The sequence below is a fragment of the Psychrobacter sp. UBA3483 genome (assembly GCF_002377905.1).
In the GTDB taxonomy this organism is placed as follows: domain Bacteria; phylum Pseudomonadota; class Gammaproteobacteria; order Pseudomonadales; family Moraxellaceae; genus Psychrobacter.
Window position 1 is genome coordinate 13,671 of record NZ_DFQS01000069.1, and the last position, 12,740, is coordinate 26,410.

The window sequence follows — 12,740 nt, forward strand, 5'->3', positions numbered from 1 at the left end:
GTATGACTGTATAAAACGAGAATACTGGTTTTATATCTTATGCAGTCATATAAAAAAACGGTTGTTGCTAATAAGCGATTTTGTAGCGAACTCACTAGCAACGACTGTCTTACTTATATTTATACAATTTTATACTAAAACGGAAGCCATAGGAAACCTTTTAGTACTTAATATGTTGTTTTTATTAACGATTAAAACAAACACCTTTATCTTGACAATGTTTTTTTACCAACTCATAAACCGCGTCAGCGTCTAGGTTTGAGCTATCTAAAACCAGTGCATCTTCAGCCGGTTTTGACGGTGCCGTTGCTCGGTTTTCATCACGCTCATCTCGCGCTTTAATCGTTGCCAGAATCGCATCGAAATCAGCCGCCTGCCCAGCTTTTAATAGCTGTGCCACGCGGCGCTCTGCACGAGCGGTAGCGCTTGCGGTCAGATAGACCTTTACATCGGCATCGGGGAAAACTACCGTGCCCATGTCGCGACCATCAGCGACCAATCCTGATTGGGTTGCCATGTCTTGCTGCAATTTAAGCAGCGCTTGACGCACCTTTGGATAAACTGCGACTTGTGAAGCATAACCGCCAACGGTTTCGTTACGTACTTGCTCGCCAATCTTAGTGCCATTGACAATGATATCCACGCGCCCTGAATCGCTATTGGGCTCAAAAACGATCTGTAAGCTTTGGGTCAATTCTAATAACGCAGTCTCATCAATCGCTTGGCTGGCATCTGCTGTAATCAGACCTGCTTCAAACGCCTTTAGACCAACAATGCGATATAATGCCCCTGAATCAAGCAGCTGATAGCCCAAGGTTTGCGCTAAGCGCCACGTAACCGTGCCTTTACCTGCCCCACTTGGACCATCAATACAGATAACTGGATAGCGCAATGAGCGAATATCACTATTGTCATTAGTATCAGGTGTAAAAGCAGACATAACACTCACTTAATCGTCGGCAGAGCTGACATCGTGGTAAACAAAGAATTTCCCTGCGCTATCAAACGCTTGCACGGTAATAGACAGATTCGTAAGCAAATAGGGCGATAGTATAGCAAACATAGCTCCCTATCACTAGCAGTGAGACTAATATCTTGTTAATCATTTGAACGGTTTTTTTATCTTTTTTTTCGTTTGGACGCTTGCCGACGCTCACGAAAAAAAGCCTTTAGCATCTGACTGCTATGTTCATGACATAAGCCTTTATACACTTGAATACGATGATTATAAAAAGGTTCGGCAGCCAAGTTCATTTGACTACCAACCATGCCAGCTCTCGGCTCACTAGCAGCATAGACAAGCTTGTCGACACGAGCATGAATCAGCGCCCCAATACACATGGTACACGGCTCTAAAGTCACATATAGCGTTGTCTGAAGTGGCAAGCGATAGTTGTTTAAACGCCTGCAGGCATCTCTTAATGCAACTATCTCAGCATGCGCAGTCGCATCATGGCGTCCAATCGGCTCATTAAAACCTTGCCCTATCATCTGCTGATTATGTACCAGTATCGCTCCTACGGGCACTTCTTCACGCGCAGCGCCTTGCTTAGCAAGGTTAAGTGCTTGTTGCATCCAGTTGACATCTTCGACTGACCAAAATTGACCTGTAGCAAGGTGGTGGTTAACTGGCGGATAGTGCTGCAAGCTTATATTTTGCATATTTTTCATTTATTGCGGTAACTGCCAATCGATGGGCGTTTGACCATGCTGTATTAGATAATCATTGGTCTTAGAAAATGGCTTAGAACCAAAAAACCCACCACGGTTAGCAGCCAACGGCGATGGATGTACAGCGGTCAGAATCAAATGTTTATCGGTATTGATATATTTACCCTTTTTCTGCGCTTTACTGCCCCACAATATAAATACCGTATGCTCAGTTTGTTCATTGACCACATCAATGACCGCGTCGGTAAACTGCTCCCACCCTTTATTTTGATGGCTATTAGGCTCGCTTTCTTTAACCGTCAAAGAACTATTGAGCAATAGTACCCCTTGCTGCGCCCAATAGGTTAAATCGCCATGTTTTGACGGGGCGATACCAATGTCACTCGCCATCTCTTTTAGTACATTATTTAAAGACGGCGGTTTTGGTATGGCTTTTGGTACTGAAAACGATAAACCCATTGCTTGCCCTGGTCCATGATAAGGGTCTTGACCCAGTATCACAACTTTCACCTGCGATAACGGCGTTAGATTTAATGCATTAAACATTAAGGGCGCTGGCGGATAAATACTATCATCTGATTGATAAGCTTCTTTTAAAAAAGCGCGCAAGTTATCCATATTATCAGAGGTCAATTCTTCTGCTAAGGCTTGTTTCCAGTCTTCTGGTAAGCGCACATTATCCAAAATTGCTTGCTTTTGAGCATCGCTCTTCGTAGATTTTTCATCAAATAATTCCATGATAGGTCCTTTTTTATTTTTTATAGGAGGATAAGAAATACGGTCATTCAATAAATTATAGCAATAAAAAAACGGCTACCATTGTAACCGTTTTTATAACGCTGTAACCGTCGTTATTATATCAATAGCAAAAACTTAGCTAGCTAATGACTCAGAGTCTGGATGCGGCTCATGGGTTTCAACGACCGTTAAGATAATACGACTGTCGGCTGAGCCTTTATCCGAAGATTTACCGCTAGTTTTATCAAGCTTAATAGCCTCGCCGTCTTGCTCATTGGCTTCTTTGGGCTCTAAGCTTAAATGTACTACTCCGCCGTTTACCAAGTCGCCAAACAAAATCATACTTGCGAGTGGTTTTTTAATCTCGTCTTGAATGAGGCGCTGCATAGGACGCGCACCCATTAGGCGATCATAGCCTTTTTCCGCCAAGTAATCGCGGACTTCATCGTCAATCTCGAGCGTCACTTGCTTATCATCGAGCTGTACTTGTAGCTCAACCAAGAACTTATCGACCACAGAAACCACAACCGACGTATCTAAGGCGTTGAACTGAATAATCGCATCCAAACGGTTACGGAATTCAGGGGTAAAGACGCGTTTGAGCGCTTCGGTATTGTCGCGGCTGTGATCTTGCTGGGTGAAGCCCATCGAAGAGCGGCTAATACTTTCAGCGCCGACGTTAGTGGTCATAATGACGATAACTTGCTTAAAGATAGCCACGCGGCCGTTGTTATCAGTCAAAGTACCATGATCCATCACTTGTAATAACAAGTTAAAGACATCAGGGTGTGCTTTTTCGATTTCATCAAGTAACAACACGCAATGCGGATGCTGATTGATTTTTTCAGTCAGCAAACCACCTTGATCATAACCAACATAACCAGGAGGCGCACCAATCAGACGTGACGCCGTATGCGCTTCCATGTACTCTGACATATCAAAGCGAACCAACTCAACACCCAATAGGTTTGCTAATTGACGCGATACTTCTGTTTTACCAACCCCCGTTGGACCAGCAAACATAAACGAGCCAATTGGTTTATCCGGCGCTTTTAGACCGGCACGCGACAGTTTAATCGCATCCGCCAAGGTTTCAATCGCTTCATCTTGACCAAATACCAAGTGTTTAAGATCACGATCTAAATGCTCAAGAATGCTCTTATCATCACTTGATACGGATTTGGGCGGAATACGCGCAAGCTTAGCAATGATGGCTTCGATATCAGCAACATCGATTTTTATCGGTGCGCGTTTGCCTTTAGATTTCTTAGACCCATTGGCCTTATCATTGGCTTTTGCCGTATCTGCTTCTTCTTGCATTTCATTAACACTATCTGTGTCATGGCTACTGTCGTCGTCAAGACTACCATCTAGACCTTCTTCATCCGCATCGATTTGCGCATCAAAGTCTTGTTCTAAGTTAGCAATAAAGCTTTCTTCAACATCAATATCGTCCAAATCCGCGACGATACCTAAGCGCTTATAAGCACCCGCTTCATCGATGACATCGATGGCTTTATCGGGTAAAAAGCGCTCGTGAATGTGTTTTGCCGATAATTGCACAGCAGTGACCAAGGCTTCGTCGGTATATTCGACGTTATGAAACTCTTCATAACGCGGTTTCAACCCACGTAAAATATCGATACTGTCATCGACACTTGGTTCTTTCACATCAATCTTTTGAAAACGACGTGACAAGGCATGGTCTTTTTCGAACACCTGACGATATTCAGTAAAGGTTGTTGAACCAATACAGCGCAGCTCACCATTGGCAAGCGCTGGTTTGATTAAGTTTGAGACGTCCATATTGCTACTCATTGACGAGCCTGCGCCAATAATCATATGAATCTCATCGATAAACAAAATCGCATTAGGCTTTTTCTTTAGCGCATCAAGTAGCGATTTCATGCGTTTTTCAAAATCCCCGCGATACTTAGTACCAGCGATTAATGAGCCTATATCTAGGCTATAAATCACGCAGCCGTTGAGTGGCTTCGGTGCTTTATCATTGATAATCAACCACGCCAAACCTTCGGCAATCGAGGTCTTACCCACGCCTGGCTCACCCACCAATAGTGGGTTATTTTTACGGCGACGGCATAATACTTGAGCGGCGCGTTCAATCTCAGGGCCACGACCGATGAGTGGGTCGGTTTTGCCTTCAGCGGCGCGTTGGTTTAAGTTGGTTGCAAATTCAACCAAAGGATCTTTACTGGTTTTTTCTGACGCACTACGGCGCTCACCAGTCATGGAAGCACGTGGCTCAGATGGCTCGTCCTTGTCTTGACCATGTGATAAATACTGGGTCAGCTCAAGGCGGCTGATGCCCTGCTTTTTAAGCAAATAAACGGCGTAAGTATCATGCTCAGAAAACATCGATACCAAAATATCAGAACCTTCCACCAAACGCCCGCCACCAATAGACTGCACGTGGAAAATAGCACGCTGCAAAATGCGGTCAAAGCTCTGGGTTGGTTGTGGCGATTGTTCAGAATCTGCGTCCACGGTTGGCGTATGCTTATTAATATAGGCTTCTAGCTCACTACGCAACGCTGACACATTGGCATTGCAAGCAGTCAACGTATTGGCAGCATTGGTATTTTCTAATAACGCCAATAGGAGATGTTCAACAGTGAGATACTCATGCGATTTTTGGCGCGCAAGTGTCATTGCTAAACGCAAAGAAACTTCAAGATGACGACTTAACATAAGGACTTCCTACGGTTGTACCTATCTTATTATTGATAGCTTTATGAATGAGTTAGTAACTAAATCAGGGCGATAGATAGATTGTTCAAGGGCAATGTTGGGATTATTAACAGACATTACTGCATATTATTGAATGATGTCTTCCATGGCTTGAGTACTATTTGCGTCTTACCTTTATCTCAACATGATACTTAAACATAGTCAATCTTTTAACGCTGACTAAAATGTATCGAAGTGTCCACTAGACCTTTATTGCGCAGTATTTATTATGCAGTATTAAAGTGACAAATAGGCAATAAAGCGCTTCGAGCGGCTATTTTTAAAATTCACGGTTGAATATAACAGAGATAAAAGGTGTTAAAACGATATGAAAAAATGTGGGGTTTACTACGGTTAAGTGTACAAGGGTATACTTTAATATATGGGCGATATGAAAGAAAAATCAAGTAGTAAATGCAAGGCTACAAAGATTTATAAGAGAAAATTAAAGTACTTAAATAAATTTAACGATGAGGGAATCAAGTCAATCAACAGGCTAGCGCAAACCAGTAAAGCACTCAGCAGGTTTGCGCTACAGCAGAGTCCTTGTAATAAATAAAAAGGTAAAAAATAGAGAAGTGAGTAGAATCAACCGAAAGTAGAGAAAACTTAAGACAAAATAGGCTAAAAAATTATTCGCCCTGATGGGGCTCGATTTGAGTCAATAAAGGATAACCTTCACGGTGCGCCAAGCTATTGACTTTTTTGGCTTTGGTTTCAGCGATGTCTTTTGGATAAATACCCGCAATGCCTTTGCTGCTATTGTGAATGGTCAGCATAATTTCAACCGCTGTATCCATACTATGACGAAACTCTGATTGTAGCACATAGACGACAAACTCCATCGGCGTGTAGTTATCGTTATACATGACCACTGCATACATCGGCGGTTTTGCCACTTCCGGCTCTGCTACCAATACATCGGCTTGCGGTGAAGTTTCACCTTCGGTATCGCCATCTTGCGCCAGACGCGGCGGCGTATTTGGGAAATGCCAATCCGCAACGGTTGGCGTTGAATGTAATATCGTTTGTTTTATCATAATTAGAGTACAAATTAATAGCGATGCTGTAACAGCATAAAAGAGGATTAAAAAGGATTGGCAGACCTGTCTATATATCACTAAGCATAAGACACGAAAGTATTAACACATTAAAAATTTAAAGTTCAATAAAAAATAAACTCTCCATCGAATATCAAAAGCTTAAGGCTCAATGGGACTTTCATCAACTTCTGGTAAGTCCAATAATGATAGCGGCATGCTATCAACCTTATCTCCAAGCTTCCAGTCGTATAATTGCTCTACTTCCTGCCCACCAGCATTTAAGCTTAGTTTAACCTGCAAAGGTTTAAAGCCTGTTGGCATCATAAAGCGGCCACGAATACGTGTTATGCCATCGATGGTATAACTTGCCGGCTCAAGCGGCACTTCTACAAAGTCATTGTCATTCAGCAAGGTCAAAGTAGGTTTTAAGCGCTTAGCTTTGCCGTCGCTGGCAAGCATAGCCACATCAAAGCCGTACTCAAAAGCGTTTTCAGGTAATGGTTTTATTTTTGCCCCGAGTATTTGTAAAGGCATACCACCTTGTTCACTAACAAGCTCGGCATATATCTCATTAAGCTGGGCTAGTTGTTTATTTTCAACCATCAATTCCTGTTGATTTTCACGTAGCTCTTCTAAATTTGCCAAACTTATTTCTAACTCTTGCTTAGCAGTAGCTGCTTCATTGGTCGCAATTTTGCTGCTAAGGCGTAAATCCTTTAGCTCTTGCGTGGCTTCTTTACTGGTAATCACCGCTTGCTGAGTTTCTGCTTGCATCGAATAATAGCCGCGCTGATAGCCAAGTTTATGGCCAAATGCGAGTCCGACCCCAGCTGTTACCAATACCGCCACCACAAATAATGCTAATACTAAGGTAGAAGCGCCTCGTTGCTTATTCTTAATAAGCGAGTTGCTAATAATAGGGCTATTTATCAGCGCATGACTCTGATGGTAATGAGAATAAGAGAGATGCGAATCGTGCCCCACATCATAGGAAACAGAGTCTTGGCACGATACTCGTGCAGGCTGTTGGCAAAGGCGTGGTGCACTCTTCAAACGCATTTAGACGATATCTCTTAACAGTAAAGGCAGGTTATTATAGCGGAATTTATAATCAATACCTAGCACCATAAATATGAGGGATTTGTTAATGGCTAGACATCTGTTAAGGAACGATAGGGGCAAAGTCTAAGCCCATCGATTCATCGAAACCAAACATCACATTCATATTTTGTACTGCTTGCCCAGCGGCACCTTTCACCAAATTGTCCTGAACGACAATCACCGTCAGCTCAGCACGCGCATTGTCTTGGTGAATACCAATACGCAAACGATTACTGGCTCGCACGCTGCGCGTATCAGGATAAAGCCCCTTTGGCATCACATCGATAAACGGCTCTGCCGCATAGCTTGTCTCAAACACTTGCTGCCAATCGATAGCAGCACCTGCTTCGGTAAGCTCTAAATGAATAGAGCTAAGCATGCCGCGTATCATTGGTACCAGATGCGGTAAAAAACGGATACGATGGTCAAACTGGCTCTCTAACAATTGAGCAACGCCCTGCTCAATCTCTGGTAAATGCCGATGACCTTCAACGCTATAAGCTTTGAAATTATCGGTGGTTTCCGCATAGTTAAGCGCAAGCTTCGCTTGCCGACCCGCACCGGAGACACCAGATTTTGCATCGATAACGATACGTGACTCAACCAGCCTTTGGGCTTGCTGGTTTTGCGCATCGATAATAGGCTTTAAGCCCAAAATAGCGGTGGTTGGATAGCAACCAGGGTTGCCAACGACCAACGCATCGGCCAATTTTTCGCGGTTAACTTCAGGTAAGCCATAAACGGCCGACTTAAGTAAGTCAGGACAAGCATGTGCTTGCTGATACCAGTGCTCAAAATCTGCTAATGACTGCAAGCGAAAATCCGCCGCCAAATCAATAACCTTGACGCCCGCTGCCGTTAATGCCTCAGCTTGCTTCATCGCCACGCCATGTGGGGTGGCAAAAAACACCACGTCGCATTTTTGTAAGGTAGCAAGTGTCTCATCGCCCAAATCACTAAAAACGATATCTGAGATACCGCGTAAACTTGGGAATACCTCATCAGCGCGGGTGCCAGCTTCGCTACGCGAGGTTAGCAAATCAATAGACACTTCAGGATGAGCAGATAATAAGCGAATCAGCTCAATACCTGTATAGCCTGTGCCGCCGACAATCGCTGCTGAAATCATAAGATATTCCTTTTTCTTTTAATGCGTAAATGCTTAGATAGCTATAAGGCCTACATCAAAGTTAAACCTTATAGCTGCTAAATATAAGCGCTATTACTAGTGCTGTCTAAATTAGCAATGTTCATACAAACAATGCTAAGCGATTATTTTTAATAATTAACGGCTTTAGATTTTATAGTCATGTACCGCATCGATAAAGACTTTGGCATTATCAGGGTTGACCCACTGGGTAATACCATGACCTAAGTTTGCCACATAGCCGGTTTTTTCGCCACTGGCGTAAGCGCTATCGAGCATGGCGTTGACTTCAGCACGGATGGTCGCAGGCGAGCCGTACAAGGTTGCGGGGTCTAAATTACCCTGAATGGCTTTGCTACTTTGTAGTTTTTTATGTTGCTTGGTCAATTGGCGCTGACTTTCTGTCAATACTTGACGGGCGCGATCAATAGGCATCGTCCAGTCTAAACCTAGCGCATCGGCCTCACTATCCGCTTGCACATCAAGCCACAACCCACCGCCTTTAGTAAATAGCACGACTGGGATTTCTGGATGACGTATCTTTAGCTCAGTGACAATACGCTTATTATAGGCATGCGAGAAATTCACAAACTGACGATGACCAAGCGCCCCGCCCCAGCTGTCAAATATCTGCAATATTTGTGCGCCAGCAACCACTTGCGCATCCAAATAATCAATCACTGACGTTGCCAATTTATCTAACAATTGATGTAAAAATTCAGGATTGCTATATAAAAAACCTTTGGTATAGCGGTAATCTTTTGAGCTGCCGCCTTCAATCATGTAAGTCGCTAGCGTCCAAGGACTGCCAGAGAAGCCGAATAACGGTACTTGTCCGTTTAGTGCTTTACGAATACTTGTCACCGCGCGCATGACATAATCAAGCGAGTCATTCATATTAAGCACGGGTAATCGGTCTAAATCCGCTTGCGTACGAATCGGATGCTTAAACTTCGGACCCTCGCCTGTTTCAAAATATAGTCCTAGCCCCATGGCATCAGGAATGGTCAAAATATCACTGAATAAAATCGCGGCGTCCAAGTCATAACGACGCAGCGGCTGCAAGGTCACTTCGGTCGCACGCGCCGTATCTTTACATAGACTCATAAAATCACCAGCTTCGGCGCGGGTGGCTTTATATTCTGGTAAATAACGGCCGGCTTGACGCATCATCCATACGGGCGTGGTATCTATGGGCTCAAAGCGGAGTGCTCGTAGCAATCTATCGTTTTTTAAAGGCGCAAAGTTCTGCTCAAGCGCATTGTTACTGTCTGAAGCACTCATGTACAACTCTCCAAAATAGCCCTGTATTCAATAAAATAAATAACAGGGCTAGCTAAAATAAGTGAAAGAAAAGGTTAATAAACGCTTATAAGGCATAGACTTATCATGCCTCAAAAAAGACATTTAACGATAAAAACTCTATCGTCATGCGATAACGGCCTGCTACGTTAAATGCCATTAACTATTAAGCTTTGACAACACCTACCGATTAAATGGGTACAACTACACGGTTAACGCTAAATTGTCGCGATGTACCATGACTACGCGCTCTTCTTTGTTACCAAGAATTCTATCAAACTGCTCTGTACGCTCGCGAGCCACACGGCAGGCGTCACGCGATGAGAAGTTTACTTGACCAACAGCGATACGCTCGCCCGTGTCTTGATTGACAATTTCAACCACATCCCCTTCATCAAAATCACCGCGGACTTCGACGACGCCAACTGGTAATAAGCTCTTGTGATGTTCGACAACCGCTTTTGCAGCTCCAGCATCCACAATAAGCGTACCTGACATGCGCAAATGCGCCGCTAGCCACTGTTTACGAGCTATGATTTTATCTTCGTCATTAGTGGTTAATAACGTACCAACGGCTTCGCCAGAAACCACGCGCGTAATGACATCGTCGATAGCGCCGCTCACGATAACTGTTGGACAACCGCCCATGGCAGCCAAGCGTCCAGCACGGATTTTCGTCAGCATACCACCGCGACCAAGTTTGCCGCCGTCACCGGCGATATCGAATAAATAATCGGCCATCGCACGCTCTTGGCGAATCATTTTGGCATTCGGGTTATTACGCGGATTATCAGTAAAGACGCCTTCTTGATCGGTTAAGATAATGTATAAATCGGCATTGACCATCGCCGCTGCCATCGCGCCTAAGGTGTCATTATCGCCGAATTTAATCTCATCAATGGTAATGGTATCGTTTTCATTAATCACGGGCAGTACGCGCCATTCTAATAACTGCGTCAATGCTCCCGTGGTATTTAAATAGCGACTACGATTAGACAAATCATCATGAGTTAATAATAGTTGCGAGCTTTGAATACCATGCTGAATTAGTGCTGACCACCAGGTTTCAATCAAGCCCATCTGCCCGATGGACGCACAAGCTTGTAGCGCCGCCAGTTTTCTTGGGCGCTCGTCCAGATTCATCCGTACCACGCCTTCAGCGACAGCACCTGATGACACAAGTAATACTTCCACGCCTTGCTTATGCAGTTTGGCAATCTGCTTTGCCCATTCGTAAATGGCAGTTCGATCAAGCCCTCGTCCATTATTGGTTAATAGCGATGAGCCAATCTTGACAATAACGCGCCGAATATCAAAGTTGCGAGCTTGCTTAACAAACCTTGCTTCTTCTGTCGTGTTCTCTATGTCAACTGCCATATAAACTCCTGTTACTAGGGTAAATGAATTATGTGGATTATATTAAAAACTGTACGCACACCTATTTAAAAAACGAAACATTAATTTTTGCCAATTTAACCCTAAATATATTTAAAGTCAGATACATTTAAGCGCAGATATATTAAGGAACGTATACCACTTCGACGCCATCGTCGAAATCGTCATCGTCGTCTAAATTGGTACCTTCACGCGCTGCTTTACGAGCCGCACGATAGGCTTCACGCTGCGCTTCGGTATTCAAACGAACTTCTGCTTCTAAGCGCTCAAAACGCTCTTTTTGGGCTTCTGCAAAAATAGGATCTTCGATTTCACGCTCGCGCTCGCGCTCGATCTCATTCATCAAATGATACTTAATCGCATCAACGCCTTCACCGGTCAAGGTTGCGGTACGAAATACCATACCTGTCCAACCAAGCTCAGCGACGATATGAGTACAAAGCTCATTTAAGTCTTCTTCGGCAACCTGATCAATTTTATTTAGCACCAAAATCTGTGGCAAATTGGCCAATTCAGGCGAAAAACGCTCAAGCTCATTTAAAATCACGCGGGCATTCTCTACTGGGTCGCTGCCATCGATCGGTTTTACATCAACCAAGTGTAACAGACGGCGCGTACGAGCGACATGCTTTAAAAAACGAATACCAAGCCCAGCCCCTTCTGAGGCGCCTTCGATTAAACCAGGAATGTCCGCCATCACAAATGAGCGGTGACGACCAATATCAACCACCCCTAAGTTTGGCACTAAGGTAGTAAAGGGATAATCAGCAACCTTAGGTTTTGCAGCAGATACCTGACGGATAAAGGTTGATTTACCCGCGTTAGGTAAACCAATCAGGCCAACGTCAGCAACTACTTTTAGCTCAAACTTAAGCACTTTTAACTCGCCTTCAAAACCTGAAGTGGCTTTGCGCGGTGCTTGGTTGGTTGAGCTTTTAAAATGGGTATTACCCAGACCGCCGTCGCCGCCTTTGGCAATCAGTAGCGTTTGACCAATTTCAATCAAATCGCCTAATACTTCGTCAGTTTCAGTATCGACTACGGTCGTACCAATTGGAACTGACAAATAGATATCGTCAGACCCTTTACCTGAACAGTTCTTACTATGACCGTTTTCACCGCGCATGGCGTCATAACGACGGGTATAACGGTAGTCAACTAAGGTGTTGGTATTGTCATCTGCAATGACATAGACATCTCCGCCCTTACCGCCATCGCCACCGTCAGGGCCACCGCGTGGGACATACTTTTCTCGGCGAAAACTGGCGATTCCGTTACCACCGTCACCTGCTTTTACCGTTACGACGGCTTCATCAATAAATCGCATCTTACGTTCCTTTATTTACCATCCAGTTGATCAACTGGCTACAGTCAGCGACTGTACTTTAGGTAGTAGCTATATGTTTGGGTAGTTATGGACAACTTAAAAATATAAAATCTTCTTTAAAAATGGTACTCGCTAGCATCTCATACCACTCTTCGCATTTATCATGACAACAACACCCGATAACCATTCGGACTATCGGGTGTTTGAGTACTGCCATGAATAATTTACACCGATTTATCTAGGATAAAAATTACTTTCGTCGCGCTAT

Annotated in this window: 9 protein-coding genes and 1 pseudogene; all 10 read right to left on the reverse strand. The window is 44.0% G+C overall.

Going from position 1 to position 12,740, the window contains the following annotated elements; all coding sequences use genetic code 11:
• Positions 1 to 184 precede the first annotated feature (184 nt).
• Entirely contained in the window at positions 185 to 940 is a 756-nt protein-coding gene (gene cmk / locus B2866_RS12375; protein ID WP_296194772.1) for a (d)CMP kinase, read from the reverse strand.
• 179 nt (positions 941 to 1,119) lie between these two features.
• A complete protein-coding gene (gene tadA / locus B2866_RS12380) occupies positions 1,120 to 1,662 on the reverse strand; it encodes a tRNA adenosine(34) deaminase TadA (RefSeq protein WP_296194773.1) in 543 nt (180 codons plus the stop codon).
• Between the two features lie 9 nt (positions 1,663 to 1,671).
• On the reverse strand, positions 1,672 to 2,409 hold the full coding sequence (locus tag B2866_RS12385; protein ID WP_296194774.1) for a uracil-DNA glycosylase: 738 nt from the start codon (positions 2,407 to 2,409) through the stop codon (positions 1,672 to 1,674).
• Between the two features lie 312 nt (positions 2,410 to 2,721).
• Positions 2,722 to 5,118: pseudogene (locus tag B2866_RS12390) on the reverse strand (AAA family ATPase); the annotation flags it as partial.
• Positions 5,119 to 5,789: 671 nt separating this feature from the next.
• Positions 5,790 to 6,197 carry an ATP-dependent Clp protease adaptor ClpS gene (locus B2866_RS12395; protein WP_296194778.1) on the reverse strand — a complete coding sequence of 136 codons (408 nt, stop codon included), beginning with the start codon at positions 6,195 to 6,197 and terminating at the stop codon, positions 5,790 to 5,792.
• A gap of 162 nt (positions 6,198 to 6,359) precedes the next feature.
• Positions 6,360 to 7,259 (reverse strand): hypothetical protein, encoded by a 900-nt coding sequence (locus B2866_RS12400; RefSeq protein ID WP_296194781.1) that lies wholly within the window; start codon positions 7,257 to 7,259, stop codon positions 6,360 to 6,362.
• Between the two features lie 103 nt (positions 7,260 to 7,362).
• Positions 7,363 to 8,430, reverse strand: coding sequence for an N-acetyl-gamma-glutamyl-phosphate reductase (gene argC, locus B2866_RS12405; RefSeq protein ID WP_296194783.1), 1,068 nt, complete (start codon positions 8,428 to 8,430; stop codon positions 7,363 to 7,365).
• A gap of 165 nt (positions 8,431 to 8,595) precedes the next feature.
• Positions 8,596 to 9,732 (reverse strand): uroporphyrinogen decarboxylase, encoded by a 1,137-nt coding sequence (hemE, locus tag B2866_RS12410; protein WP_296194785.1) that lies wholly within the window; start codon positions 9,730 to 9,732, stop codon positions 8,596 to 8,598.
• A gap of 222 nt (positions 9,733 to 9,954) precedes the next feature.
• Positions 9,955 to 11,127, reverse strand: coding sequence for a glutamate 5-kinase (proB, locus tag B2866_RS12415; protein ID WP_296194787.1), 1,173 nt, complete (start codon positions 11,125 to 11,127; stop codon positions 9,955 to 9,957).
• 142 nt (positions 11,128 to 11,269) lie between these two features.
• The gene (gene cgtA, locus B2866_RS12420; protein ID WP_296194789.1) at positions 11,270 to 12,472 is read right to left on the reverse strand and encodes an Obg family GTPase CgtA; all 1,203 of its coding nucleotides are present in this window, start codon (positions 12,470 to 12,472) and stop codon (positions 11,270 to 11,272) included.
• Positions 12,473 to 12,740 lie beyond the last annotated feature (268 nt).

Coding starts and splice junctions, on each gene's coding strand:
- cmk (WP_296194772.1), bottom strand. CDS start 940: ATGTCTGCTTTTACACCTGATACTAATGACAATAGTGATATTCGCTCA.
- tadA (WP_296194773.1), bottom strand. CDS start 1,662: ATGCAAAATATAAGCTTGCAGCACTATCCGCCAGTTAACCACCACCTT.
- B2866_RS12385 (WP_296194774.1), bottom strand. CDS start 2,409: ATGGAATTATTTGATGAAAAATCTACGAAGAGCGATGCTCAAAAGCAA.
- B2866_RS12395 (WP_296194778.1), bottom strand. CDS start 6,197: ATGATAAAACAAACGATATTACATTCAACGCCAACCGTTGCGGATTGG.
- B2866_RS12400 (WP_296194781.1), bottom strand. CDS start 7,259: ATGCGTTTGAAGAGTGCACCACGCCTTTGCCAACAGCCTGCACGAGTA.
- argC (WP_296194783.1), bottom strand. CDS start 8,430: ATGATTTCAGCAGCGATTGTCGGCGGCACAGGCTATACAGGTATTGAG.
- hemE (WP_296194785.1), bottom strand. CDS start 9,732: ATGAGTGCTTCAGACAGTAACAATGCGCTTGAGCAGAACTTTGCGCCT.
- proB (WP_296194787.1), bottom strand. CDS start 11,127: ATGGCAGTTGACATAGAGAACACGACAGAAGAAGCAAGGTTTGTTAAG.
- cgtA (WP_296194789.1), bottom strand. CDS start 12,472: ATGCGATTTATTGATGAAGCCGTCGTAACGGTAAAAGCAGGTGACGGT.